Source organism: Pandoraea pneumonica (assembly GCF_902459645.1).
In the GTDB taxonomy this organism is placed as follows: Bacteria; Pseudomonadota; Gammaproteobacteria; order Burkholderiales; family Burkholderiaceae; genus Pandoraea; species Pandoraea pneumonica.
Genome location: NZ_CABPSK010000001.1, coordinates 1,546,452 through 1,573,448 on the forward strand (window position 1 = coordinate 1,546,452; position 26,997 = coordinate 1,573,448).

The window sequence follows — 26,997 nt, forward strand, 5'->3', positions numbered from 1 at the left end:
AAATTCAAGGTTGCCGATGTTTGCAAACGAACGCCTATGTTAATGCGAGTGCACGCACTCGGCCATCCGCATGAGTACTATCCGGCGGACGCGTTGTTTTGCTGTGCGAAATAGGCAAATTCAGGCGACTTGAGGAGACATCAGGCAGCATCAGGCGCGGCGTCACCAAACGCCAGCTCGCCCCGCTCACGTCTCGAATAAATGGCGCGCGCCGCGTTGCGCCGCGATGTAAATGGCTTCGCCGCGATTGCGGGCACCGAGCCGCCGGTACAACGCCGACACGTGCGTCTTGGCCGTCCCCTCGGAGATCACCAATTGCTGGCAAATCGTCTTGATCGAGAGACCGCGCGAGAGCAACGCGAGAATTTCATACTGCCGCTGCGAGATGCCGAGCAGCGCCGACTCCGCCAATTGGGTCGCCTTGTCGCCGCCCAACGGAAACACCGGCATGCGCGAGAGCGGCAGCGCTTCGCCCAGCGCCTCCTGGCGCCAGAGCACGAGCAACGCCGAGAGTGCTTCTTCGGGCACGTAACGCCCGCCCGAAAACGCCACGTCGAAGACCGAACGAATCCGCGCGAGCGAGTTCGGCCACGGCAGACACGCGGTCACACCGGCCTGTAACCAGCGAATGATCTCGTCGGGAAAACCCGCATCGCCCACCACGATGACCGGCACCGGCGGCGTACATTCGCCAGCCATGGCACACAAGGTATCGATGACCGGCGTGCGCGCCACCGACTCGTCGAGCACGAGCGCGCGCCGCGACGGCAGTTCGCGCAGCCAAAGCCAGTCCTGTCCCGTGACGTCGTCAACGTGACGCAGTACCGGTAGTGTCGCGTTCGCTTCGGTATGCAACGCGACTTGCAGGCCGCTCAGCCAGGTGGCAGCCTCACCCACGACCAGCACACGCATGGTTTCCCCTGTCGATACGGCCGCCCCCTGAGCCGCCGTTCCCCGTACTTGCTAATTTTGTGACGCGCGTCGTGTTGTCATGTTGTCTACGGACTGCGGCCACCCTTTGCGCAGTCCATCAGCCAAAAACCGAAGAAGTCTTCGGTCTTGCGCTATCCGGTTGTACGTTCGACGCGTCACCTCGTTGTCCGACCAGTTTATGCGCGAAGCCCGCGCAACGGCGAGCCCGCGGGCCTGTGACGCCCACCGTTGTTGCCTTTGCGCGACAAACCGCAATTTGCGTAAATTAATTACTCAAACGAACAAAACCGCGCTATTACTTTTTTCCCCTTTCCTTTCTGAAAACGCGCCATAAAATACAGCCAATGTCGCGAGAACAGCATGCGGAGGCCGGGGGGCACGCCATGTCATACATATCCGTCAGTACGACGCGCACTGCCATGTTCTGCGTGGCCGTTGCGTGCTTCACCGCACCGGTCCACGCCGACTCGTTCGACGTGAGTGCCGTGCCGGTGGCCGTCAGCGATGCGCTGCTCAACAGCACTCGCGCGACCAACGCGCAACGCGCACTTGTCACCAGCCTGCCAGGTGCCGCCCCTTCGGCGATCGCCCCGCTCACTGCCACGACGGTCGCGAACAACGTGCGTCTGTGGGATGAAGTGATCCCGCCCGCACCATCACCCAAACCCACACAAGCATCGACGTCGGGCATGCCACGTACCGTCGTCGCCAGCTCACAAAGTAATCTTCAATCCACCAGTCTGAACGTCAGCGCCAGTTCGTCGCGCATGCCGCGCTAACTGACAAAACGACTACGCGGCGACGTTAGACCACTTTCTGCAAAAACAAGGCCCGGCCAACTTCGGCCGGGCCTTTTGTTTTGCGATCAGAACGTGTACGGGAACCGCACACCGATCACATAGTTCGGGGCATCCGGCGACATACCGGCGTTGACGTACCCGTTGATCGTCCAGTGCTTGTCGATCGCGTAGTTGATGCCGAAGTTGAGCGACGCGGCGTTGGTGTTGCTGCCCGCCACCGTCGTCCAGCTCGAGCCCGGCGACTGCGTCTTCGTCGCGCGCGAAATGGCCGTCGAGTACGAGATCGAGAGCGCCGTCTTGTCGTTGAGTGCCAATGCCATCCCGGCGCCCACCTGAACGATGTCGCCCAGCTTGACCTTCGCCGGCGACACCGTGCCTTCGATGGTCGAGATGTCGTCGAACGAGCGTGCCACGTTGTACGTGTAAGCCACGTTCGCAAACAGCACGATCGGATCGTAGGTACGCAGGAACGACAACCCGGCCGTGAACGCCCAAATACCGTTACCCGTCGGCAGACGCGACGGCGTGGTCAGGTTGTTGTTGGTCGGGTCGGGCGTGCCGAGCTTGATACCGAACGGCGACGTGCCGGTCGGTGCCGTCACCCGCAACGACGCGACGATGTCAGGCCAGTTCTGCGACTCTTTGACGATCTGGTAATACAACGCCGCATTCACGTCGCCGATGTTCGCCGAGTTCTTGCTGATGTCGCTGATCGACGACGCCGCACCGCCCACACCGCCCGCAATAAAGTCGGAATTGCGATACAGATACGGCACGTCGAACGCCACGCTCATCCGGTCGCTGATGCCGTAGCGCGTGTTGACGTCGAACGTCCACACGTTGGCTTTGGTTTCGCCGAGATTCAACTGACCGAGAAAGATCGCGTCGAGCGCAAGAAAGCCGCTCAGCACCAGTTGCCGACGATCGTAGTAGCTGTAGCTGATACCGGCATCGATGGTGAGCTTGTGGTCGAAGAGCGGCGCGTGCTGCGCTTGCACGACGGCCTCTTCCGCCGGTGTGCGTTGCGAGTCGCTCTCGCTCTTTTGCATCTGCTGCGTTTCGCCGATCGGCGTGGCGCTCGTGGGGCCTGCCGCCCCTGCCGAGCCGCCTGCCGGTGTGCCTGCCGAGCCGGCGGCGGAGCCGTCACCGGGCGAGACTTGCGCGATCTGCGCGGTATCCCAGGCCGTGAGCCCGCGTCCGCGTTGCGCCATCTCGATGTCGGTCAGGCGTTGCTTCAGAGAAGAAATTTCCCGCTGCTGCCGGTCGACCATATCCATCAACATCTGAATACGATTGTCCGGCGATGGGTCCGTATGCTCCTGAGCCTGGGCCGATAGCGTGAAAAGCAGTACACCCCAAGTAATGGCGGCAACGGGAAAAAAACGGTGAGTCTTCATGATCCCCCCCGGGTGAAAGTGCGGCGAGCGCCTTGCGACGGCATGCCGCGCGCAATCCAACAAACACGTGTTACCGAACGACGGTTGTCCTAGCTGCTCGACTGCGGAGCGACGCATGCAGGTTGTTTTTGCCGTGATTCGCGACCCTGCCGACGTCACCCTCTTGTTCGCTGCGCACCTCTGTACCCGTTACATCCGTAACATCCGTTACGCCCGCCGCAGACATCCTCGCGTGTGCGTATCGTTTGCCGGACTCAAGTACAAAGCAGCGTTGCCCCTTTCGTTGTCATTGCGCCCGCTAACCGACTAACCGACACCGGGCGCTGCTGGCTTCGCGTGACTGCGGCCGTACTGCTGTGCCGCCGCAACCACGCGAGCTGGGTTTCAGTGACGCACGACGACCATGTTCGCCATTGCGTTCTGAATGCCGAGCTGTCGAAGGGCATTCGACGTCAGCGGATTCGATTGCAAGTTCAATTGCAGCGTGTTCATCACCTGCTGCGCGTTGCCTGCGACCTGTACGACCTGCATGATTTGATTCATCGCGCCACCGGCACCGCCCGCCACGCTCTGGCCGAGATTGCCGTTGGGCGTATTCAATGCAATTTGCATGCCTGCGGACGTGATCGCCACGCTCGCGCTCAAATTGCCCACCGTGGTTTGCGAGTTGGTCTGACCTTGTGCGCTGGTGGGCACCAATGTCGTCAGCGACACGCCGGGGGCGTACTGGATGGTGGCCGTGTTGAGCGCGTTATTGGCATTGCCCGCCACTTGCGAGACCTGCGCCACGCCGTTGACCAGTACGCTGGCGGCGCCGGCGACGGCCTGGGTAATTGGGGTGGTCGCGTTCACCACGCCCGGGATGATGCCGGTCGAGGCAGCGGTCTGGACTTGATAGCCCGTGTTGTTGGCGTTCTGGTTCACACCGAGCACGCCGGTGGCCGCGAGACTGGCCCCGGTCGGCATTTGCCATTGCGACTGCATCACGAGCTGAAAGCCGGTGATCATGTTCTGCTGTGCGTATTTGCCGGTGGCTTGTGCAAGCACGTCGTCACCGACGGCCTGCCAGCTATCGGGCACCACGCCCGACGCGAATGCCGGCACGGCACTCACAACGAACGGAATGGCCAGCATCGGGACGTAACGGTTCATGATGTTCTGGTCTCAAAACAGGTTCGACCGGATGATGCCGAAGTCCACCATCGGGGTCGCTGTCGTCCCGGTCGACAAGGCGCTGTCGCGCAACTTGATCGCCTGAGACTCGTTTCCTTTGAGTAGCGGAGAATCCTCCAGGAACGGCTTGCCGATCACCGCCAACACCAAGCCATTCCACTGCTTGGCAAAATCGGCCTGCTCGATAATTCGGTTGCCCAATGCGGGATCGGACACGAAGATGCGTCCGTCTTTCGCCGCCTTGATGAGCACGAAGTGCTGATAACCGTTGACATCGATGAGCGCGATGACCGGAATCTTCAGGTCGTAAAGCGCATTGATGTCTACCTTGAAGCCACGCCCCTCGAGTCCGAGTGTCTCGACGAATTTCTTCATATCGAGCATCGAGAACCCATTCTTGATGACGGTCTCCGGATTGGAGAAGACCATCATTCGCTTGATCATTTCCGCCTCGGGAATATCGATCCCGTAGCCGTATTGCAGCAGCGTTGCGAGCGCTGCGGAACCACAACTGAAGTCGTACTGTTGCTGAACCAGATTCACGTAGTGCATCGATTTGAATGACCGCATCTTCTTGACCGCCGGTACACCAGTCGAAGAATCCAGGTTCACCGATGCATACTGCGCGTGCCCGGCCACGCTTGCGCACGCCAGAGCGCAAACAGTAGCGATCCGTACTACGGCACGACGCGCATCACTCATGACACACCTCATGAAAAAACCGGTCCGGGAAGCCCCGGACCGGTTATGCACTTCACTTGATTGCCGAGATTGCGAGGCTGTTGCTCTGGACGTTGCCGATACCCGATGCCACGTTCACACCGATGTTGCCGGTTGCGCCAGCCAGGGCACCTGCGCCCAGCGATGCCGTCGCGATGAAGTTGCCCGAAGCTGCCATACCGGCCTTTTGGTCGGTTTGCGCCGTCGAGTTAGCTGCACCACCCGAGTACCAGCCGCTTGCCCCTTGCGAGACAGCTGCGGCCAGGCCGTTTTGCTGCACGTTGCCGATACCCGATGCCACGTTCACACCGACGTTGCCGCTCGCACCGGCAAGGGCACCATCACCCACGCTGGCGTTCACATAGTATTGCGAGAGGCTGGCCGAACCCTTCGACGACTGGTTCGCAAACACCTGAGCCGACGCATACACCGGCTGAGCATTGAGCGAAGCGATCGCGACGTTGTTGGCCTGTGCGTTGTCAGCACCTGCGGCCACGTTCACGCCCATGTTGCCGTTAGCACCGGCCAACGCACCGCTACCCAGCGTGGCACCCATCGTTTGGTACACAGCCGTGTTGGTGTGGTACGTGATCGCGCCCTTTTCCCACGTCGTTGCCATCGTGTAGGTATTCGAGAAGCCCCACAGAGCACCGGCGGCAATCGACGCCGAGTTGACCGACGCGCTGCCTTCATCGACATTGGCGTGGAACGCCGCATCGAAGCTCTTCTGGGTATTCAGGAACCCACCGGCGAGGAAGCCTGCGGCCGACTGCGACTGCTGACCGTAAGCGTAGCCGCCCCAGATCGAGCCTTGACCGGCACCTGCGTTACCAACGATGTAGCCGCCATAGAGTGCGAGGCCACCCGGCAGCGGAAGAACGCCGCCACCGATGATGCCGCCAGCGGCAGCAATGTTGGAATACTGATACCCGCCGCCAGCGATGAAGCCGCCCGAGCCGGAGCTCGACTGACCTGCGATGTAACCAGCGCCAGCCTGGAACGAGCTGTTCGTGTTCAGGTGGCCGTTGGCCGATGCATTGACCCACGAGTCGGTGTTGTTGAACGTCTTCGTGGTCACACCGCCGATGAGGTAGGCACCGCCGGTATCAGACACCGTGGTGGTCTTCGAGTCGACGCCATACGTCACGTGTCCCGTCGTGTAGTTGCCGAGCAGCGGCCCCTTCAGGTTCACGTTGTAGACGTCTACGGACTGGCTGCTTTGCACGACAGCGTTGCCGGTGTTATCCACCGTGACGCAGCCGCGAATGCCGACCAGACCGAAGATGCCGACCAGGTTCAGCACGTTGGTTTCATTGCCGACGAATGAGAAGCTGTACTGCTCATGATGGGGTGACGCCATGGCGGTACCCGTTGCTACCAGCAGTGCCGCTGCTGCAATGGCTTTCGTTTTCATGACCATCTCCTTGACGAGAGAGTTACCCAGTTAAAAAGATGTGCCCGCCGGGGGACGGAGCACAAAAACATTTGCGGTTACATTGCCTATCCCAGCCGACTGGTTCACTTGCACCACCCCGCTCGCGCCCCGGAAAGCGTCACCGGAAATGGACGCCGTACGGAACTGATCGTTGAGGTTGTCGTGCCCAGCCGGGCCACCCTTGGAGATCGCAGCGGATAGTGCCGTATCCGATACGCTCGCCACTCCAGTCGCATCGCCCATCACAATGACTGTGGCGTTGCGTTGAAGATTGCCGGCACCGCTCGCCTGGTTCACCTGCACCAGTCCGGACGTGCCTGAAAATGCGTTGCCTTGAATTGATGCGCTCGCAGCGCCTGTGGTGCTCGTGACGACTGCAGCCTGATTGGTACTCGAGCCGCCGACGGTCACCGAACCGCCATTGACGATGATTGCGCTGTTGGCCTGTGCGTTATTCAAGCCAGCCGCCTGATTCACCGTCAGTGCGCCGGTTGCGCCCACTGCCACGCCGCCCTCGATGGTCGCGGTCGTACCCGCGAGCTGGCCGTTCACGATCCACACGTCTTCGGCCGATGCGCCGGTCGCGAAACCCGCGGCCAAGATCATGGCGACGGCCAGACTGACGCGATTCAGACGGCGGAGATTGCGATGGGCGCTCATTTGGCGGCTCCTGCTGCACCCAAGCTCATCAGCGGCGCCAGGGCCGAACTGATGACCGACGGCACCAGCGTGCCGATGCTGCCCACCACGCCCGCACCACCGCCAACCGCACCGCCGACGCTCGACGCGTTGAGCGCGTTGCCGCCGCTAGCGTTACCCACCAGCACACCCATGACCGGACTGATACCGGATTGCACCGCGCCGGAAACCAAGCCGACCGAGCCACGGCCCGTCAACTCACCATCCGTTACTTGATTGACTGCCCCCATCGCGGAGCTGAACGGCCCCATCGGGAACGCAGGCACCGACACAGCGATCGGGTTTTCCACTCGCGGCAACCCACGGCCCACGTATTCCGGCCCGATGTTGCGCTCGACCACGATGTCGCCAGGGGCCGCCGGTTCAGCGCGTGCCGTGGCAGGAAGCAGTGCCGGGGCGAGTGCCAAGAGCATCGTGGCAAACCCGCTGGCAGCCTGCATCGCTGAAATGTTGATCATGTCGTTCACCGGGTGGTGTAGGTCACGCGGGTGACCTGAACGTTGTTCACACCGTTCGACAGTTGCTGCGGACGCGGCGTCGGCGTCACAGCGCCGGGCAGTTCGTCCCACAGCGTCACGCCATTGGCGAGCGTCATGCCGGGTGACTTGACCATCGTGCCGCCCTGCAAATTGCGGCCGCGTTGGTTGCCGAGTTGTTCGTCGTCGATGCGCGCGGCGGCAAGCGGTACCTTGCTCAGGACGGCATCGTTGCTGCTATTCGTGCTGCTGTCGTCGCTGCTGGCGACGGCGGCGGGTTCGGTGGCCGATTCGGAGGCCGAGCCGTTGGCGACGTCATTCGTGCTGACGGCGGCCGGCGCTTGCATGGCGATCGGTGCAGCGGGCACGGCCACGTCAGCATCGCTGATCGGGGCTGCCGTCATCATGGGCGTCGAGAGCGTCATCGACTGCGGCACCATGGAGCCCGTGAGCATCGCAATCTGCATGAGCGGAGCGCGCAGTGCGGGTACTGCATCCTGCGCCTGCGCGGGTGCAGCGCACAGACCGAGTGCCACGACGATGGCAGCGCCCACGGCGCTCGCGCCTTGTCGTACTCGGTATTGCATTTCGGTGGTGAGAATTCGCATCGCTGTGCCCTCCTTGCCCGGGTCTATAAAGCGACTTCCGTGCCACAACGCTCAAGTGCTTGAAAACATGGGGACTTTTATTTTCGAGAGGCGCGCGCGGCGGGTGCGTCGTCCGAAAACGTTTCAGCATTGATACGTGGGGGGGTTCCGGCCACTTTTGTCACGCTTGTGGCGTCGCCGGGAGACGTTCCGAACCACGAGGGATGTCGGCGTGGTCAACGACGTCTTTCGGAAATGCCCTATACACAAGGGTCTCGCGTGACAGATTTGCGGCAGAATCCGCCCGCTCCGCGTAAACGACATCGGAGCGTCACACGCGGCGCCGGGAAACACGAAGCCCGCGCGCGCCCCGGATGTTTCATCTTTGATGACTTCGCGGGTCTACCCGTAGCACCCGCCACCGCCAAAACTTCGTACCCCTCTCGACATGTCCGCCACGTGACGACGCTGTGACCTCACCGTGATGGCAACGTGATGACACCGAGATGGCAGCGGCCATGCGCGCGCCGCCATCTCGACGTGCGATCCCTCGTGATTCGAGACAACGCAATGCGTACGGCAATACCCGCTGGGAGGCCCGCCCCACGGGCCTGCGGCGGCGCAACGTTTTTGGCGATGGCACGATTCGCGAATCGCGAATACGCGGGAAATTGGCGGGAAATCAGCAGGAAAATCGACGGGAAAATGCGGGGAAAAATGCGGCCCAAAGTCAGACGATCGAGGCGTTTCGTAGGGCGATGGCGACGGCATTTTTGTGCCGAGATGGATGGCATAACGTGCTGCCGACGCGGCATATTCAGGAGCCCAAAAAGAAACGACCGCCCTGCTCATCACAGGACGGTCGCCCTCTCTTCGCCAGAAGATATCAGGCCGGCACGCCCGATTCGTCACCACGCAATCCATATCGACACATCAGCCGATACAGGGTAATCCGAGAAATTCCCAACTCCGCCGCCACGTCGGTCAGACGATGACAGTGGCGCAACAATGCCTGCTCGATGGCAATTCGTTCGGCCTCCGTACGAATTTCTTCGAGCGTGCGAACCAGCGTCGGCACCCACGGCAACAGGTCGAGATCCTTCGCTGAAATCATGCGGCTGTCGGCCATCACGATGGCACGGCGAACGCGGTTGATGAGCTCCCGGACATTGCCGGGCCAGTGGTATTCGTACATCGCCTGCACCGCGCACTGCGTGAAGCCGCGAATCTTGCGATGGTTATCGCCTTTGAATCGTTGCAGCACGTGGTGCGCCAGAATTTCGATGTCTTGCCCGCGCGCACGCAGCGGCGGTTCGTCGACGCGCAGCACGCACAGGCGGTGATACAGATCGACGCGGAAACGCCCGTCTTTCACGGCTTCCTCGAGATCGACGTGCGTGGCCGAAATGACGCGCACGTTCACCGGAATGACATCGTGGCCACCCAGACGCTCGATCGCGCCTTGTTGCAGAAAGCGCAGCAGACTGGCCTGGCTCTCGATCGGCAGGTCGCCGATTTCGTCGAGGAACAACGTGCCGCCGTTGGCCGCTTCCACCCGGCCGATCTTGCGGGCGTTAGCCCCCGTGAAAGCGCCGCGCTCGTAGCCGAACAGTTCGGATTGCATCAGGTGCGGCGGAATCGCGCCGCAATTGATCGCGACGAACGGCCCCTTGGCACGCAAAGAGCGCTCGTGAATCGCCACCGCACTCAGTTCCTTGCCAGTGCCCGATTCGCCCGAGATGAACACGGGCGCGTCGGTATTGGCCACTTTGCGGATGGTGCGAAACAGCAGTTGCATCGCCTCGCAGGTGCCGACCATTTCCTGATCGCCACCGACTTGCGGCGTGAAGATGACGGGCACCTCGGAGAGCGAGGCCATGCCCCAGGCGTGACCGATCGAATGCGCGAGCTGATCGTTCGTGCACGGGACGTTCACATAGTCGAAGCAATAGTCGCGGATCAGCCGACGTACCGAAGTGGTCGTCAACTGTTGCGGATTCGTCGCAGCCACCCAGCCGACCGTTGCCGGCTGCATACAGGACTCAAACGCGCCCATCTCGCGATCGGTATAACCGCTCGCCAGGTCGATGAGTGCTGCGCTGGTAACCCCGGGATTGAGAATGCGACTGACGTCGCTGGCGCTCTTGGCCGGCACAACCTGCCAGCCCTGCTCCCCCAAAAACGACAGCAAGCCGTCGTTGTGCTTTCGGGAAGCGTAAATCAGGGTGCGCCCGGTATCGTTAGCCATACCTTAACTCCCTGCCTAAGCAGTGCCTGCGCGAGGTGACCGGGTTATTCGCCGGCTTGACGCTACAGGTATACGGCCCCATGCCGCTTGAGAGTTATGGTCTGCCCCGTGTTCGCTGGGTCCCCGAGTCGGCAGGTTCAGTCTAGGAGGTAGGGATATGCCCAGAAATAGCGAGAAACAGCTAATCCGATTGGATGAGAGGAGCAGTACCTACGCGCAAACACCACGGGCGTCACGCCCGCGTCATGCTCAGAGCGTATGTCTGTCGAGCACTGCTCGGGCGATGGTGCCGGCGTCTACGTACTCCAATTCGCCCCCTACGGGCACGCCGCGAGCGAGTCGGCTCACGCGCAGTCCGCGGGCCTTGAGCATCTGCCCGAGGTAGTGGGCCGTAGCTTCGCCTTCGTTGGTGAAGTTGGTGGCCAGCACCACTTCCTTGACCACGCCATCGGTGGCGCGGCGAATCAACTGCTCGAAATGGATTTCGCCCGGGCCCACGCCGTCGAGCGGCGAAAGATGGCCCATGAGCACGAAGTACAGACCCTTGAAGGTCATCGTCTGCTCGAGCATGTTCTGGTCGGCGGGGGTTTCCACCACGCAGAGCAGGCTCGTGTCGCGCTCGGGATCGAGGCACGTCTCGCAGATTTCCACTTCGGTAAAGGTGTTGCAGCGCGCGCAATGGCGAATCTGCTCCGACGCTTGCACCAGCGCCTCACCCAGCCGCACGGCGCCCTGACGGTCGCGTTGCAGCAGATGGTAAGCAATGCGTTGGGCGGACTTCGGCCCGACACCCGGCAACGCGCGCAGGGCGTCGACGAGTTCTTGCAGGCTCGATAGCTGGCGCATGCGTCGTCTTTCCTTCTTTATTTCCTAAGACCGTCGACCGGCGGGGCTCAGAACGGCAGCTTGAAGCCCGGCGGCAGCGGCAGACCAGCGGTCATGCCGCCCATCTTTTCTTGCGCGGTGGCTTCGGCCTTGCGCACAGCATCGTTGAACGCCGCAGCCACGAGGTCTTCGAGCATGTCCTTGTCGTCCGCGAGCAGGCTCGGGTCGATGGTCACGCGACGCACGTCGTTTTTGCAGGTCATCACAACCTTCACCAGACCGGCGCCCGACTGACCCTCGACTTCGATCTGGGCCAGTTGCTCCTGCATCTTCTTCATGTTTTCTTGCATTTGCTGAGCTTGTTTCATCAAGCCCGCGATATTTCCTTTCAGCATCTTGACTCCTGAGTCATGCGCACCGGGCGCGTAGGGGCAAATAGAGAGATATTGGATGTACAGCGAATCGCGTCGACTGCGAGAGTACGAACCCGCTTATTGTACCGGGCGAATGCTATTCGGCAGGATTTGCGCGTCGAATTCGTCGATGAGTTCTCGCACCAGCGGATCGTCGGCAATCGCCTGCTCGGCCGCCCGTTGACGGGCTGCCGCAGCCTCGGCGGCCAACGACGCGGCAGTGGTTCCCACCTGCCCCAGTTCGACGTGCACCTGAACGTCTCCGCCGAAATGCTCGTTCAGCACTTGCCGCAGTTTGTCTGCGGTCGCTGAATCCGCCAACTGACGCAGCGGCACGCGCAAATGCAGCGCACGGCCCGCCACTTCGGTCAGTTCGCTTTGGAACGCCAGTTCGCGGGCCAAGCCGCGGGCAGGCAGTTCCGCCGCCAATACCGGCCACTCGCCGGTAAAGACGGGCGCATTGCCATCGGCTTCACGATAGACGCAAGCGCGAGGGGCTGGCGCGGGGGTGGCTGTCGAATCGGTCGAAGCGGAGGCCGGGGCGGTTCCCGCAGGCTCGGGCTCCGGGTCGGCGCCTGCCGGGGCATCGTCTGCCGGGCGTGAGGCGTTGCGGCCTGCCGTTGAACCCGTGCTGCCGGCACCGCCTGACGTGCGTCCGCCCGTACCCTTGCGACCGGCGTTGAGCGCTGCCAACGCGGCACGAGCGGGCGACATCGGCGCGCCTGCCCCGTCGGTCGGCGCACTCGTGCGCGCGGCCGGGGCACGGCGTGCCTCGGGTTGGGCGGCGGGTGCTGCGGGCGCGGCTGAACGCATCGGTTCGGAGGGTGCAGCCGCAGCGCGTGCGGGCGCGGCAGCGGGTGCCGCGATGCGAGTTGCTGCCTGCGGCGTCGGCGGCTCGGCTAACGTGCCACCAGCGAGCAGCGGCGTAAAGGCCGCCATGCGCAGCAACGCCATCGAGAAACCGGTGTATTCGTCGGGAGCAAGACCCAACTCGCCGCGCGCACGCGTGGCGATCTGGTAATAGAGTTGGACGGCTTCCGGGGAAATCGCTTCGGCGAGTCGGCGCACGTCGGCCGCTTCGGGCCAGTCGTCCGAGACGGCGTCCGGCGCGAACTGCGCGAGCGCGATCTTGTGGAGCAGACTGCCCAGATCCTGCAAACCGGCGGCGAACGAAAAACTGCGCTCGGCCATCTCGTCGGCGACCGCCATCAGATCGGTGCGCGAGCCGTCTTTCAGCGCGTCGAGCAGGCGCACGAGCACGCTCTGATCGATGGCGCCAAGCATGCCGCGTACGGCAACTTCCGTGATCGGCCCAGCGGCATAGGCGATGGCCTGATCGGTCAGCGAGAGCGCGTCACGCATACTGCCGCTCGCCGCCTTGGCGAGCAAACGCAACGCCTGCGGCTCGTTGTCGATGCCTTCTTCGCCCAGAATATTTGTGAGGTGCGACACGATGTGCCCGGCCGGCATCTGCTTCAAATTGAATTGCAGGCAGCGCGAGAGCACGGTGACCGGAATCTTCTGCGGATCGGTCGTCGCGAGAATGAATTTGACGTGGGCAGGCGGCTCTTCCAGCGTTTTGAGCATCGCGTTGAACGCGTGGCCGGTGAGCATGTGCACTTCGTCGATCATGTAGACCTTGAAGCGCGCATCGGCCGGTGCGTAGACCGCTTTTTCGAGCAGCGATGTCATTTCGTCGACACCACGATTCGAGGCCGCGTCCATTTCCACGTAGTCGACGAAGCGCCCTTCGTCGATGGCACGGCAAGCGCGGCAAACGCCGCACGGCTCAGCCGTGATCCCCGTCTCGCAATTGAGCGCCTTGGCCAGAATGCGCGAGAGCGTTGTCTTGCCCACGCCGCGCGTGCCGGTAAACAGATAGGCGTGATGCAGGCGCTGTTGCTCGAGCGCGTGCGTCAACGCACGCACGACATGCTCCTGGCCCACCAGGGTCGAGAAGCCTTTGGGGCGCCATTTGCGCGCGAGTACTTGATAGGTCATGCCAAATTGTAACAGTTCGGCGTTGGGCTTCCGCACCGTCGAGCGTCGTCCGATCGGGCGTCGATTGCGCCGGGAACATCGCTTGCCTGCGCGCTGAAATGCGCAGGCTATCGGTGCGATAGAAAAAAATGTTGCGCGATTCTACCGCGCCCTTCCGCCCCACGCGAGACGCGTGAAAAGACAATCGCCTCGATAGCGAACGTGCATGGCCGCAAGCCCATGAGCCAGCGAAAACGACAAGGCATCGCTGCGAATGCGATTTAAATCCAAGGGAGCGAGAGGGAGAAAGCGATGCGCAGAACGCGCGGAGAACATCGATAAAACAAGGAGGTAGGTGACGAGCCTGACCCTCGGCACTGGTAGAAAACGGCTGTGGCTGCTTCGTTCCCGACCTGACCAGATTGGCCGCGCCACCATGCGAGGAGGCCCGTCAGGAAAAGATTCTACCAGAGTCGACGCGCCAACAGAAGCGGTATTCTCGCCCGCTTGCCTGCGGCGCACGTCCGGCAAGGGGTATTCGCCTTATGGGGCGGTGCGCGCAAGCGTTGGCGATTTCCGTTAATATGACCGCAAACTGCAATGACGCGTCCTATTGAATCACGCTATTGCAGCCTCCATATGGAGAATGCACGCCCGGACACGAGGCCGAGCGACATCTCCGGCGCAGGCGAAAACGAAGTGGAAATGCACCGTTTTCGCCAAGCGTTTCCGAATAGCTAGACGAGGCGTAAAACACTCATGAGCGAAAATATCAAACACATTTCCGACAGCAGCTTCGAAGCGGATGTCATCAATTCCGACAAGCCGGTGCTGCTCGACTTCTGGGCAGAATGGTGCGGTCCGTGCAAGATGATTGCCCCGATCCTGGAAGAAGTGGCCAAGGAATACGGCGACAAGGTGCAGATCGCCAAGCTCGACGTGGATAGCAACCAAGCGACGCCGGGCAAGTTCGGCATCCGCGGTATCCCGACGCTGATTCTGTTCAAGAACGGCGCAGTGGCTGGCCAAAAGGTCGGCGCGCTGTCGAAGTCGCAACTGACGGCGTTCCTCGACGGCCACCTGTAATCGCAGGCCGATGGCAGCAGGTGCCGGGGCCTTTGTCGCCGCAGAGCGACACCCCGGCATCAGGCAGACGGCGCCACGCTTGCGCCGCGCGCTGCTTGCTATATAATCCGCCAGAAAGCATCCCAAAGTTCTTCGAGCGTTCGCTCACTTTTCCCTGATCCTTCACTTGTCGTCCAACGGACGGCACCTCCGTATGCATTTATCCGAACTAAAGTCCCAGCACGTCTCCGAGCTGCTAGAAATGGCGAACGGTCTCGAAATCGAGAACGCCAACCGCCTTCGCAAGCAGGAGCTGATGTTCGCCATTCTGAAGAAGCGCGCAAAGACCGGCGAAACCATCTATGGCGACGGTACGCTCGAAGTGCTGCCGGACGGCTTCGGTTTCCTTCGCTCGCCTGAAACGTCGTATCTGGCCAGCACGGACGATATCTATATCAGCCCGTCGCAGATCCGCCGCTTCAACTTGCATACCGGCGACACGATCGAAGGGGAAGTGCGCACACCGAAGGACGGCGAACGCTATTTCGCGCTCGTGAAGGTCGACAAAGTCAACGACCACCCGCCCGAGGCCTCGAAACATAAGATCATGTTCGAGAACCTCACGCCGCTGCACCCGAACAAGCCGCTGCTGCTCGAGCGCGACATTCGCGGTGAAGAAAACGTGACGGGCCGCATCATCGACATGATTTCCCCGATCGGCAAGGGCCAGCGCGGTCTGCTCGTCGCTTCGCCGAAGTCGGGTAAGACTGTGATGCTGCAACACATCGCTCACGCGATTGCCACCAACCACCCGGAAGCCAAGCTTTTCGTGCTGCTCATCGACGAGCGCCCGGAAGAAGTGACCGAAATGCAGCGTTCGGTGCGCGGCGAAGTGATCGCATCGACCTTCGACGAACCGGCCACGCGTCACGTGCAGGTCGCCGAAATGGTGATCGAGAAGGCTAAGCGCCTGATCGAAATGAAGCAGGACGTGATCATTCTGCTCGACTCGATCACGCGTCTGGCACGCGCCTACAACACCGTGATCCCGGCATCGGGCAAGGTACTCACCGGCGGTGTGGATGCCAACGCGCTGCAACGTCCGAAGCGTTTCTTCGGCGCAGCACGTAACGTCGAAGAAGGTGGCTCGCTCACGATTATCGCCACGGCGCTGATCGAAACCGGCAGCCGCATGGACGACGTGATCTACGAAGAATTCAAGGGCACGGGCAACATGGAAGTGCACCTCGAGCGTCGCCTCGCGGAAAAGCGCGTCTACCCGTCGATCAACCTGAACAAGTCCGGCACGCGTCGCGAAGAGCTGCTGATCAAGCCCGAGATCCTGCAAAAGATCTGGGTGCTGCGCAAGCTGATCTACGACATGGACGAGGCCGAAGCAATGGAATTCCTGCTTGGCAAGATCAAGCAGACGAAGAACAACGCCGAGTTCTTCGACCTGATGCGCCGCGGCGGTTAATCGCCTCCCGCGCATCAAGTAAAGAAGCCGCGACACCGGTCGCGGCTTTTTTTTGCCCGACATTCCGCGACCGCCCCGACACGCTTCGGGCTGTCACGGAGCCTGTTATATGATGGGGCGCAATCCCCCTCGCCCCCACGGAGAATCTGCCATGTCTGACCAAGACGATCTGTCGCACGAACTGATAGCCGAAGCGGCTAACCATCTTGAGGCCGGGGACCCCGAGTCTGCACTGGAAATCGGCAAACGTCTCGAATCGATGAAGCAACTGAGCGGCTATGAGATTCAGGCCGCCGCCTATGCCGAGATGGAGGAGATGGAACAAGCGGTGAAGGTGCTCGAATCCGGCGTTGCGCAAGCGGAAGCCGGCACGCCTAGCGTTTGGCGCCTGTGGCAACTGCTCGGCAATTACCGCGCCGACCTCGACCGCTTCCCCGCCGCCTTCGAAGCGTACGAAGCCGCTGGCAACACCGCCCCCGACGAAGACATCGTCATCATCGACTTCAACCACGCCAACGCCCTCTCGCGTCACGGCGACCGCGAGGCGGCCCATCAGCGCCTCGACCGCGTCTTCGAGAGCCCCTATCTGGCGCATAACGGCCACGCATTCGTCGAAGCGGCGATCGCGCTGCGCATGCATCTGTTCAATGCGCAGGGCAACGCCAAGGCGGCCATCGACACCTTCAACGCCTTGCACAACGCCGAAGGCGAAGAGGAAGGCAGCAACGAGTCCATGGCGGATGTCTACGCGGAACTGTCTCTCGCCTACAAGCAATCGGGCGACGACGCCAAGGCACTGTCCACCGCGCAGGACGCCGTCCAGCTTTACAAGTGGAGCGAGCTCGTCCTGTGGTCGCTGCGCGCAGCACGCGAAGCCCAGTCGGACACGGCCAAGGCCATGCATCTGATCGTGGAAGGCCAGTGGTACGAGCCGCTCGAAGACGAAGATCCGGATGGCCCCGCACCGGAATTCGTCACCACGTACGACGTGGTGGCCGACGACGAAGAGGAAGCCTTGCGTCTGATCGCCGAGTGCGAGCCGCCGCAAGTGCGCGATTCGCTGCGTATCGTCGAGACGCACCCGGTCGATCATGAAGACGAGTCGCCGACGCCGTACAAGGGCGTGTACGCGACCGGCGACTATCACATGTATCAGCCGGGCGACGACGAAGAAGAAGTCGACTGAGCGCCGGTAGCCCGGTAACCCGCTAACGCGGTAACAGCTCACACCGATACGCCATAAACAAAGGGCGCCGGAAATCTCCGGCGCCCTTTGTCCTTTCCGACTGCGCGGCGCATCAAACGCGCCGCGGCATCGCTTTACTTATAGCCCGCGCGATCGAGAATGCGCTGCGCTTCCGGCAGGTTCTTCGCAATGGTGCCGATGGGCACGGTTTCGGCCTTGAAGTCGCCCAGCGACGCGAGCGCCGGGTTGTCGACCTTCGTCGTCGGCACGGCCGGCCACTCGTTATTGCCGTTGGCGAAATATTGCTGCGCTTCGTCGCTGGCAAGGTATTCCAGGAATTTCACGGCGTTGTCGCGGTTCGGCGCGTGCTTGGCCACGCCTGCCCCGGCGACGTTCACGTGCGTGCCCTTCCCGGCCTGATCCGGCCACAAGAAGCCGACCTTCGACATCAGCGCCTTATCTTCCGGCTTATCCGAGCGTGCCATGCGCACGTAGTAATAGGAGTTAGCCAGTGCCACACCGCATTCGCCGGTCGCGACTGCCTTGATCTGATCGGTATCGCCGCCGCGCGGTGCACGGGCGAAGTTCGCCACCATGCCTTCCGCCCACTTCGTCGTGGCCGCCGCACCGTCACGCGCGATCAGCGCGCCGACCAGCGACAGCATGTAGGGGTGCGAACCCGAGCGCGTGCACACCTGCCCCTTGTGCTTCGGATCGGCCAGCGATTCGTACGACGCCACGGTCTTCGGGTCGACCTTGTCCTTGTTGTAGACGATCACGCGTGCGCGGGTCGAGAAGCCGTACCAATCGGTGCCCTTGTCCGAGCTGGACGCGTGCAGTTTGGCGGGAATGCGTGCGTCGAGCGTGGCGGACTTCACCGGCTGGAAGAGGCCAGCCTCGTCGGCCTTGGCAAGACGCGCGGCATCGACCATCAGAATGACGTCGGCCGGGCTCTTCGCGCCCTCGCCTTTCAGACGCTCGAGCAGCGCTGCGTCGTCGGCTTCGATGCGATTGATTTTGATGCCGGTTTGCTTAGTGAACGTGCCGTAAAGCTGTTCGTCGGTCTGATAGTGACGTGCCGAGTACAGATTCAGCACTTTGTCGGTATCGGCGTATGCGCCGAATGCCGCGGTCATCGCGGCGCCGAGCACCGTCAGTCGCGTCAGTTTGCCGATCGTCGTCGCCTTCATGGGCAGTTCCCCCGGAGAAATAGTGAGCGTGGAATGAGATGGGAATCGATCAAAACCGATGGACGCGGTTTTGCACAAAGGAACAGGATAATGAAATATCGATTTCAAAGCAAATGATTCTCATTCGCATTGGTTTCGATGTTCACCAATTCCGGAGTGAAGTCATGCGGACTGACAGCGCGGGAGAGATGAAACAGGCGGGGGATGTGACGTGTTGCGCCAGATAAGACGGTCACTGCTGGCGAAGGTTCCCTCGCTGCGCAACGACACCATCAGAAAGTCAACGCCCGTCGAGCTTCCCCACCAAAAGTGAACCGAACGGTACTCGCGGGGCTCCAATCGCCGTAAAATTGCGCGTCGGCGCATCTGCTGCCGAACGTGCTTGTCCTGCCCTGTTGGAGTTCTCCCCTTGTTGCCGTTGTTTCACACCCTGCGCCGTGTGCGCCCCACGCTTGCGGCATTGACCGTGGCCGCCGTGTTGGCCGGTTGCGCCAGCGCCCCCTCTGTCGATATCAGTGCCAACGGTGGTAATGGTGGCAATGCCCCGGCCACGCCGACCACGCCGCCGCTCGCCCAGACGCCGACAACGCCGACAACACCCACCGCGCCGGTCGCGCCGCCCAAGGTCGTGCGCCCGCTGAAGATCGGTCTCGCGCTCGGTGGCGGTGCTGCACGTGGCTTCGCACACGTGGGCGTGATCAAGGCATTGGAAGCGCGCGGCATTCATGCCGATATCGTCGTGGGCACGAGCGCAGGCAGTGTCGTGGGGGCGATGTACGCCTCGGGCCTGAATGGGTTCCAGCTCAACCGTCTAGCGTCGACCATGGACGAGGCATCCATCAGCGACTGGACGATGCCGTTCCGCTCGCGCGGCATGCTGCGTGGCGAAGCCCTTCAGTCGTACGTCAATAAGATTCTCAAAGACCGCCCGATCGAACAGATGCCACGCCAGCTCGGCATCGTGGCGACCGACCTGCAAAGCGGTGCGCCGATTCTGTTCCGCCGTGGCAATACCGGCCAAGCCGTGCGTGCTTCCAGCAGCGTGCCGGGCGTGTTCGAGCCTGTGCATATCGGCAACCGCGATTACGTCGACGGCGGCCTCGTCGCCCCGGTGCCCGCCGAGTACGCCCGCCAGATGGGCGCCGACTTCGTGATCGCCGTGGACATCTCGGCCAATCCGACCGTGCAAGCCACGCAAGGCCAGTTCGACATCCTGATGCAGACGTTCACGATCATGGGCCAGTCGATCAAGCAGTACGAACTGGAGAAGAACGCGGACGTGGTCATTCGCCCGTCGCTCGCCAAGATGGGCGCATCGGACTTCCAGGGGCGCAACCGCGCCATTCTGGCGGGCGAGGAAGCCGTGTCGCAGATGTGGCCGCAGATCCAACGCAAGATCGCAGAAGCGCAGGCGCAAGCCGCCAACGGCACGCAGCAGGCCGCACGCTGATCGCCACGGCGCAGGCGGGCGGGCCTCAACCCGCCCGCGCCATCCGCACCCTCCGCACCCTCCGCACCCTCCGTCCGCACCGGAAATAAAAAATGCCGCCCTCGAAGGCGGCATTTCTTTTTACTGCGGCGCCTGTCATGCAGACAGGCATCGGCAACTTACATCGGGTGATCGTTCTTGAAGATTTGCTCGACGCGCGACAGATCGGCGCTGGCCTTGAGGGTCTCGACGCGACGCGCGCCGTTGTAGCGGGCCGACCAGTACGATTCGCTCAGCGTTTCCACACGAATCTTGCCGCCGGTGGCCGGGGCATGCACGAACTTGTCGCCGCCAATATAGATACCGACGTGCGAGAAGCTGCGGCGCATGGTGTTGAAGAACACCAGATCGCCCGGCTTCAGATCGGTCTTGGCAATGCGCTCACCGACTTGGCTCATTTCTTCCGAGCGGCGCGGCAGCATGAAATTGAGCGTGTCTTGGAACACATAGCGCACGAAACCGCTGCAATCGAGGCCGCTGTCCGGCGTGTTGCCACCGTACTTATAGCGAACGCCGATGTAGTTCAGCGCGCCGAGTACGACGTCCGACGCCTTATCCGTCACATTCGAGAGCAGCTTTTGGGCGCGCTGCACACGCGACTCTTCCACGGCGGCCATCGGCACATCGCTGCCGGAAATGGCCTGCATCGACGCAGCATTGCTCGTCGAAGCCGATTGGGAAGACTGGGAATTTTGCGAAGCGGCCTGAATGGCGGCAGCAGCGGCGCGAGCGGCGGCGGAAGGACCGTTGTTGTAGTCGTCAGCCTTTGCCGTCAACGAGGCGGTGACGAGCCCAGCGGCAGTGAACGCGAGAAGGAGTGTCTTGCGGGTGCGCTTAGGTTTCGTCTGCATTGGTCGCCGGGTTGAGGGTGTCGGATGGCCGATGTGTCGCTCTTTCAAGTGCAACTTCGTTGGTGCTGAGTCGCATACCTCGGAGTAACCCTCGCATCCGCTTGCCGCTTCCGCTTACGTTAACTCGTTGAATATTCAACTTAATTGGTACGCGATAGTAATGTGAACGTCACACGATGTCAAAAGGTAATAGAAAAAAACAATCAGTTCAATGAAAAAATTTTCATTAACAATCAAGCCCTTGCGATTTAGCCGACGTTTCGCGGCGTTAGCCGATGTTTCGCCGCCGTGTCACGCCAGATCGGCTCACTACAACATGGCAGCGGCGACCAGTTCCCGGGTGTAATCGTTTTGCGGATCAAAAAATACTGATTCCGTATCGCCCTGCTCCACCAGATGCCCGTCTTTGAACACCAGCACCCGGTGCGCCATGGCCCGCATGACCGCCAAATCGTGACTGATAAAGAGGTAGCTCAGGTTGTACTTCACCTGAAGTTGGGCGAGCAGATGGAGCACCTGCTGCTGAATCGACACGTCGAGTGCACTGGTCGGCTCATCGAGCACAAGAATCTGCGGATCGACCACCAGCGCCCGCGCAATCGCAATACGTTGCCGTTGACCGCCCGAGAACTCATGCGGATAACGCGACATCGCACGCGCGTCGATGCCCACCTCGCGCAGCACGTCGGCGACCCGCGCACGGCGATCCGCTTCCGACTGCTGCGGCCGATGCAGCGCCAGCCCTTCGCCGACGATCTCCTCGATGGTCATGCGCGGCGACAGCGACCCGTACGGGTCTTGAAACACGATCTGCATATGCGAGCGCAACGTGCGTTGCGCCGTGCCGCGATAGCTGGCCAACGGCTCCCCGAGAAACTCGATCTGCCCGGCGCTGGCCCGCTGCAACCCAAGCAGCGCCATGGCCAGCGTCGATTTCCCCGAACCCGACTCCCCCACCACGCCCAGCGTCTCGCCCTGCCGCAGCGATAGATCCACCGGATGCACGGCCCGGAAATGCCCGCGCTTAAACCAGCCGCGCATGCCCGGTTGCGCCACCGAATAATCGACCGTCACGCCCTTCGCTTCGAGCAGCACCGGCGCAATCGGCAGCACCGGATGAATTTCGCGCTGCGGGCGGCTGTTAATGAGTTTTTGCGTGTACGGATGCTGCGGCTGAGAGAACAACGTCTCCGTGTCGGCGCACTCCACGAGCACGCCCTTCTCCATCACCGCCACGCGCTCGGCAAACCGGCGCACTAGATTCAGGTCGTGCGTAATGAGCAGCACCGCCATGCCGCGCTTCTCGGCGGCGTCGCGCTGCAACTCCAGCAGCAACTCCATGATCTGCGCGCGAATGGTGACGTCGAGCGCCGTCGTCGGCTCGTCGGCGAGCAGCAGCTTCGGATGACACGCCAGCGCCATCGCGATCATCGCGCGCTGGCGCTGGCCGCCTGACAATTCATGGGGAAAGTGCGACACGCGGCGCTCTGGCTCCGGAATGCCCGTGCGGCGCAGCAGTTCGATGGCGCGTGCCTTGGCATCCTTCGGCGACAACCCTTCGTGCAACTCAAGCGCCTCGGCAATCTGCTCGCCGATCGGATACAGCGGATTGAGCGCCGTCATCGGCTCTTGGAAGATCATCGCGACGTCGTTACCGCGCAGCGCACGCATCTCGCGCTCGCGCAGCGACGCGAGATCCACGCCGTCGAGCAGAATCTTTCCTTCCATCTGCGCGTCTTGCAACAGCCGCAGAATCGCCAGCGCCGTCACGCTCTTGCCGGAACCCGACTCGCCCACCAGCGCCACACGCTCGCCGCGCCCGATGGCCAGGCTCAGATCCTTCACCACTTCGGTATCGCCAAAGCGCACCGACAAGTGTTCGATACTCAGCAACGGCGCGCTCACATTACCCCCCCGGCAGCGGCCTGCTTGTCGGCTACACGCGTATCGAGCGCATTACGCAACGCATCGCCCATGAACGTGAGCAACAGCAACGTCAGCACGAGCACGACGAACGTCGCGAGCGAAATCCACCACGCATCGAGATTCGCCTTGCCCTGACTCAACAGCTCACCGAGGCTTGGTGTCGGCGGCGGCACACCCAGCCCGAGAAAGTCGAGACTGGTCAGCGCGAGAATCGCCCCACTCATGCGGAACGGCAAAAACGTAATCACGGGGGTCATGCTATTGGGCAGCACGTGCCGCCGAATGATCTGCCAGTTCGACAGCCCCATCGCCCGCGCCGCGCGCACGTAATCGAGTTGGCGATTGCGCAGAAATTCGGCCCGTACGTAATCCGACAAGCCAATCCAGCCGAACAACGACAGCAGCACGAACAGCAGCCACAACTGCGGCTCGAAGATCGAGGCAAAGATGATCAGCAGATAGAGCTCAGGCAACGAGCCCCATATTTCGATGAGCCGTTGCAGCGTCAGATCGATACGCCCGCCGTAAAAGCCTTGCACCGCCCCGGCCAGAATGCCGAGCAACGTGCCCGAGATGGTGAGCGCCAGCGCAAAAACCACCGACAACCGGAAGCCGTAAAGCAGGCGCGCAAACACATCGCGCCCGCGATCGTCGGTGCCGAGCCAGTTCTCGGACGACGGTGGCGCCGGGTTAGGCACCTTCGCGAAGTAATTGATGGTGTCGTAGCTGTAACGCACCGGCGGATAGATCGCGAAATTGTCGCCCGAGCGAATGCGCTTTTCGATGAACGGATCGAGATAATCGGTCGGCGTGGGGAAGTCGCCGCCGAAGGTCAGTTCGGGATACGTCTTCACCAGTGGGAAATACCACTGCCCTTCATAGCGCACGACCCACGGCTTGTCGTTGCAAAGCACTTCGGCAAACAGGCTGATGCCGAACAGCACGACGAACGCGACGAGGCTCCAGTAGCCGAGCCGTTCGCTGCGAAAGCGCCGCCAGACACGCCAGCGCGGCGAGCGGGCATTACGCGAAGCATATGCAGGTGCCGCCGCTGGCGGCAGCGACGGACGCGGCGATGGCGTGTCGGATCGGTTCACGTCAATGCTCCAGTCGGTCGAATTGAATGCGCGGGTCGACCAGCACGTAGCACAGGTCGGAGATGAGTTTGGTCACGAGTCCGATCAGCGTGAACAGATAGAGCGAGCCCAGCACCACCGGATAGTCGCGGCGTTGCACCGACTCGAACGACAGCCGCCCAAGCCCGTCGAGCGAGAACAGCGTCTCGATCAGCAGACTGCCCGCGAAGAACGCGCCGATAAACGCCGCCGGAAAGCCGGTAATGAGTGGAATGAGGGCATTGCGGAACACGTGCTTGAACAGCACCTTGCGCTCGGAGAGCCCTTTCGCGCGCGCGGTCAGCACGTACTGTTTGCGGATTTCGTCGAGAAACGCGTTCTTGGTGAGCATGGTCACCACCGCAAAACTGCCCACGACCGATGCCGTCACCGGCAGGGTGATGTGCCACAGATAGTCGGTGATCTTCGCGGGCCACGACAGCTCGCTCCAGTTATCGGAGACGAGTTCGCGCAACGGGAATACCTGCCAGAACGTGCCGCCGCCGAACAGCACGAGCAACAACACGCCCAGCACGAAGCCCGGGATGGCGTAGCCCACCAGCACGACCAGACTCGTCAGCGTGTCGAAGCGCGAGCCGTTGCGCACCGCCTTGGCAATGCCCAACGGCACCGATATCAGATACGTGAGAAAGAAAGTCCACAGCCCGAGCGAGATCGACACCGGCAGCTTCGAGACGATCAGCGACCACACGCTTTGATGGTGGAAATAGCTCTGGCCGAGATCGAACTGCGCAAAGCGCTTGAGCATGAGCCAGTAGCGCTCCATCGGCGTCTTGTCGAAGCCATAGAGCGCCTTGATCTGCGCGAGTTGCTGGGCATCGACGCCGTTGCGTCCACGGTAGTTGTTACCGCTGCCGCCGCCGCTCGCCTCACCGCCGCCGCCGCGATGCTTGATCTCCAGCAACACCTGTTCGACAGGACCACCGGGCACGAACTGAATCACGACGAAGGTCAGCGTGATCACGCCGAGCAGCGTCGGGATCATGATGAGCAGGCGCTTGAGGATGTAGGACCACATAGTGGGAGACAGCTCCTGTAAGTACCCGGCGTTCAGTTGCGCCCAGCGGGCGCGCGCGAATCGGTGGCGGCGTTCTGCGCGCCAACGCGTGAATCCCACCACATCGCGATGAGCCAGCCATCGGCGGTGTAGTACAGCGGCAATGTGTCGGGGAAGCGCAGGTACTGCTTGTACGCTATGCGATGCGTCGACGAGAACCAGTGCGGAACGATGTAGTAGCCGTGCGAGAGCACGCGATCGAGCGCGCGCGCCGACGCCTCCAAGTCTTCGTACGTATGCGCACGCACGAGGGCCGCCACCAGCGCGTCGACGGCCGGGTCTTTCAGGCCGATCACGTTATCCGAGCCGTCGACATTTGCGGACTGACTGCCGAAGCGGTCGATCAACTCCGTGCCCGGAATCTGCGAGTCGGGAAAGCGCAGCGAAATCATGTCGAAATCGAATGTCTCGATGCGCTTCTGATAGAGCGCGAAGTCGCTCGTGCGGAAGGTCATGGTGATGCCGAGCTTGGCCAAATTGCGCGCATAAGCCGACGCGACGGGCCCCATCGAACTGCCGTCGTCGATGAACTCGAAAACGAACGGCTCACCCTTGGCATTGCGCAACGCGCCGTCGCGGTACGTCCATCCGGCTTGCGCCAGCAACTCACGCGCCTGACGCAGGTTCTCACGCAGGCTTGCAGGCGGCGTGGTGGTCGGTTGCACGACCATCGGCCCGAATACTGCCGGATCGAGCTTTGCGCGCAACGGTTCGAGCAGCTTCAATTCAGCCGGTGACGGCATGCCGCGCGCCGCGAGATCGCTATTCGTGAAGTAGCTGTAAATGCGTTGGTACTGGTCGTAGAACAACTGGCGATTCAACCATTCGAAGTCGAGCGCCAGATCGAGTGCACGACGCACACGCACATCCTGAAACATCGGGCGGCGCGTGTTGAGGATGAACCCCTGCATGCCCGCCGCGTTGTGATGGCCGAACTCACGCTTGACCAGTTCACCGCTCTTGAACCGCTTGCCGACGTAGCTGCGCACCCAACTGCGGGCGCGGTACTCGGTGATGGCATCGAACTCGCCCGCTTTGAAGCCCTCCAGACGCACGATGTCGTCGGTGTAGAGCTTGTAGACGATGCGCTCGAAGTTGAAGGTGCCGCGCCGCACCGGCAGGTTATCGCCCCAGTAGTGCGGATCGCGCTTGAAGGTGATGCGCCGCCCGCCGTCGTAGGACTCGATCAGATACGGCCCGCTGCCAATCGGTGTGTCGAAGGTCAGCGCGTCGAACGGCTTGCGCTTGCCATCCGGCCCCATGCCCCACTTCGGCGAGAACACCGGCACGCCCGCCACCAGCAGCGGCAAGTCGGGGCTCATCCGGCGAAAGTCGAAGCGCACGCGGCTTTTGTCGAGCACCGTCACGCCCTTCACGTCGGAGAGCATCACCTTGAAGCCGGGGGCTGCCTGCGGGCTAATGAGCGTGTCGAAAGAGTATTTGACGTCCTGCGCCGTGACGGGGTCGCCGTTGCTAAAGCGCGCCGCCGGGTTCAGATGGAACGTGACCGACATGCCGTCGGGTGCGACGGCGATATCGTCGGCGAGCAGTCCGTAGACGGTTGCCGGTTCGTCGCCGCTGCCGATGCCCAGCGTCTCGAACATGAGGCTGGCGACACCGGCCGGGGCTGAACCGCGCAGCGTGAACGGATTGAATTTATCGAAGCTGGTGCGCCGGTCGGGGTTGGCCAGCGTGAGCGTGCCGCCGCGCGGGGCATCGGGATTGACGTAATCGAAGTGGGTGAAGCCCTGCGGGTATTTGGGCTCGCCGTATTGCGCGATGGCGTACTTGGCATGGGCGACGGGGTTCAGACCGAAAGCCGTGGATAACGCGATCACAACCGCAGCAAAAAACGCTTTGAGAGACACGGGCCGCCGAGGCAATACATCGTCGGCCGTGCGTGGATGCTGAGTTGTTCGCGCGTTCATGCGTCT

The 26,997-nt window shown here is 62.0% G+C and carries 23 protein-coding genes and 1 other RNA gene; 5 read left to right on the forward strand and 19 right to left on the reverse strand.

What is annotated here, in order from left to right; translation table 11 throughout:
- Positions 1-186: 186 nt before the first annotated feature.
- Entirely contained in the window at positions 187-912 is a 726-nt protein-coding gene (locus PPN31114_RS06730; RefSeq protein WP_246182419.1) for a helix-turn-helix transcriptional regulator, read from the reverse strand.
- Between the two features lie 404 nt (positions 913-1,316).
- Between PPN31114_RS06730 and PPN31114_RS06735 the strand changes: the two genes are divergently transcribed.
- A complete protein-coding gene (locus tag PPN31114_RS06735; RefSeq protein ID WP_150678646.1) occupies positions 1,317-1,712 on the forward strand; it encodes a hypothetical protein in 396 nt (131 codons plus the stop codon).
- 86 nt (positions 1,713-1,798) lie between these two features.
- Here the strand turns inward: PPN31114_RS06735 and PPN31114_RS06740 are convergent, their stop codons facing one another.
- The 12 genes from PPN31114_RS06740 to ffs form a co-directional block, all read right to left on the reverse strand.
- A complete protein-coding gene (locus tag PPN31114_RS06740) occupies positions 1,799-3,130 on the reverse strand; it encodes a hypothetical protein (RefSeq protein WP_150678647.1) in 1,332 nt (443 codons plus the stop codon).
- A 384-nt stretch (positions 3,131-3,514) separates the two neighbouring features.
- On the reverse strand, positions 3,515-4,282 hold the full coding sequence (locus tag PPN31114_RS06745) for a peptidase C39 (RefSeq protein WP_150678648.1): 768 nt from the start codon (positions 4,280-4,282) through the stop codon (positions 3,515-3,517).
- A 12-nt stretch (positions 4,283-4,294) separates the two neighbouring features.
- Positions 4,295-5,005: a C39 family peptidase gene (locus tag PPN31114_RS06750; RefSeq protein WP_246182420.1), complete on the reverse strand. Its 711-nt coding sequence runs from the start codon at positions 5,003-5,005 to the stop codon at positions 4,295-4,297.
- Between the two features lie 52 nt (positions 5,006-5,057).
- A complete protein-coding gene (locus PPN31114_RS06755) occupies positions 5,058-6,437 on the reverse strand; it encodes a cell wall anchor protein (RefSeq protein ID WP_150678649.1) in 1,380 nt (459 codons plus the stop codon).
- 30 nt (positions 6,438-6,467) lie between these two features.
- Positions 6,468-7,118 carry a hypothetical protein gene (locus PPN31114_RS06760; protein WP_150678650.1) on the reverse strand — a complete coding sequence of 217 codons (651 nt, stop codon included), beginning with the start codon at positions 7,116-7,118 and terminating at the stop codon, positions 6,468-6,470.
- Entirely contained in the window at positions 7,115-7,615 is a 501-nt protein-coding gene (locus tag PPN31114_RS06765) for a hypothetical protein (RefSeq protein WP_150678651.1), read from the reverse strand. Before PPN31114_RS06765 ends, PPN31114_RS06760 begins: the two co-directional genes overlap by 4 nt.
- A 5-nt stretch (positions 7,616-7,620) precedes the next feature.
- Positions 7,621-8,241: a hypothetical protein gene (locus PPN31114_RS06770; protein ID WP_150678652.1), complete on the reverse strand. Its 621-nt coding sequence runs from the start codon at positions 8,239-8,241 to the stop codon at positions 7,621-7,623.
- A gap of 865 nt (positions 8,242-9,106) precedes the next feature.
- On the reverse strand, positions 9,107-10,468 hold the full coding sequence (locus tag PPN31114_RS06775) for a sigma-54 dependent transcriptional regulator (protein WP_150678653.1): 1,362 nt from the start codon (positions 10,466-10,468) through the stop codon (positions 9,107-9,109).
- A gap of 249 nt (positions 10,469-10,717) precedes the next feature.
- The gene (recR, locus tag PPN31114_RS06780; protein WP_150678654.1) at positions 10,718-11,314 is read right to left on the reverse strand and encodes a recombination mediator RecR; all 597 of its coding nucleotides are present in this window, start codon (positions 11,312-11,314) and stop codon (positions 10,718-10,720) included.
- 47 nt (positions 11,315-11,361) lie between these two features.
- Positions 11,362-11,688 (reverse strand): YbaB/EbfC family nucleoid-associated protein, encoded by a 327-nt coding sequence (locus tag PPN31114_RS06785; RefSeq protein WP_150678655.1) that lies wholly within the window; start codon positions 11,686-11,688, stop codon positions 11,362-11,364.
- A 96-nt stretch (positions 11,689-11,784) separates the two neighbouring features.
- On the reverse strand, positions 11,785-13,707 hold the full coding sequence (gene dnaX / locus PPN31114_RS06790) for a DNA polymerase III subunit gamma/tau (protein WP_150678656.1): 1,923 nt from the start codon (positions 13,705-13,707) through the stop codon (positions 11,785-11,787).
- Positions 13,708-14,040: 333 nt separating this feature from the next.
- Positions 14,041-14,139: signal recognition particle sRNA small type (ffs, locus tag PPN31114_RS06795), an RNA gene on the reverse strand.
- A gap of 306 nt (positions 14,140-14,445) precedes the next feature.
- Here ffs and trxA point away from each other — a divergent pair.
- From trxA to PPN31114_RS06810, 3 genes are all read left to right on the forward strand, one after another.
- The gene (gene trxA, locus PPN31114_RS06800) at positions 14,446-14,772 is read left to right on the forward strand and encodes a thioredoxin TrxA (RefSeq protein WP_150678657.1); all 327 of its coding nucleotides are present in this window, start codon (positions 14,446-14,448) and stop codon (positions 14,770-14,772) included.
- 193 nt (positions 14,773-14,965) lie between these two features.
- Positions 14,966-16,228 (forward strand): transcription termination factor Rho, encoded by a 1,263-nt coding sequence (gene rho, locus PPN31114_RS06805; RefSeq protein WP_150678658.1) that lies wholly within the window; start codon positions 14,966-14,968, stop codon positions 16,226-16,228.
- Positions 16,229-16,379: 151 nt separating this feature from the next.
- Positions 16,380-17,414 carry a tetratricopeptide repeat protein gene (locus PPN31114_RS06810; RefSeq protein WP_150678659.1) on the forward strand — a complete coding sequence of 345 codons (1,035 nt, stop codon included), beginning with the start codon at positions 16,380-16,382 and terminating at the stop codon, positions 17,412-17,414.
- A gap of 134 nt (positions 17,415-17,548) precedes the next feature.
- On the opposite strand, the gene PPN31114_RS06815 is transcribed toward PPN31114_RS06810, so the two are convergent.
- Positions 17,549-18,604 carry a Fe(3+) ABC transporter substrate-binding protein gene (locus tag PPN31114_RS06815; RefSeq protein ID WP_150678660.1) on the reverse strand — a complete coding sequence of 352 codons (1,056 nt, stop codon included), beginning with the start codon at positions 18,602-18,604 and terminating at the stop codon, positions 17,549-17,551.
- A 409-nt stretch (positions 18,605-19,013) separates the two neighbouring features.
- On the opposite strand from PPN31114_RS06815, the gene PPN31114_RS06820 reads away from it, so the two are divergent.
- The gene (locus PPN31114_RS06820; RefSeq protein ID WP_370865838.1) at positions 19,014-20,054 is read left to right on the forward strand and encodes a patatin-like phospholipase family protein; all 1,041 of its coding nucleotides are present in this window, start codon (positions 19,014-19,016) and stop codon (positions 20,052-20,054) included.
- Between the two features lie 158 nt (positions 20,055-20,212).
- Here the strand turns inward: PPN31114_RS06820 and PPN31114_RS06825 are convergent, their stop codons facing one another.
- The 5 genes from PPN31114_RS06825 to PPN31114_RS06845 form a co-directional block, all read right to left on the reverse strand.
- Positions 20,213-20,944: a C40 family peptidase gene (locus PPN31114_RS06825; protein ID WP_246182421.1), complete on the reverse strand. Its 732-nt coding sequence runs from the start codon at positions 20,942-20,944 to the stop codon at positions 20,213-20,215.
- Between the two features lie 309 nt (positions 20,945-21,253).
- The gene (locus PPN31114_RS06830; RefSeq protein WP_150678661.1) at positions 21,254-22,849 is read right to left on the reverse strand and encodes an ABC transporter ATP-binding protein; all 1,596 of its coding nucleotides are present in this window, start codon (positions 22,847-22,849) and stop codon (positions 21,254-21,256) included.
- Positions 22,846-23,931 carry an ABC transporter permease gene (locus PPN31114_RS06835; protein WP_150679199.1) on the reverse strand — a complete coding sequence of 362 codons (1,086 nt, stop codon included), beginning with the start codon at positions 23,929-23,931 and terminating at the stop codon, positions 22,846-22,848. The genes PPN31114_RS06830 and PPN31114_RS06835 overlap by 4 nt, the downstream gene beginning before the upstream one ends.
- A gap of 37 nt (positions 23,932-23,968) precedes the next feature.
- Positions 23,969-25,024: a microcin C ABC transporter permease YejB gene (locus tag PPN31114_RS06840; protein WP_150678662.1), complete on the reverse strand. Its 1,056-nt coding sequence runs from the start codon at positions 25,022-25,024 to the stop codon at positions 23,969-23,971.
- Between the two features lie 32 nt (positions 25,025-25,056).
- Positions 25,057-26,991, reverse strand: a complete 1,935-nt coding sequence (locus tag PPN31114_RS06845; RefSeq protein WP_150678663.1) for an extracellular solute-binding protein — start codon at positions 26,989-26,991, stop codon at positions 25,057-25,059.
- Positions 26,992-26,997: the final 6 nt, after the last annotated feature.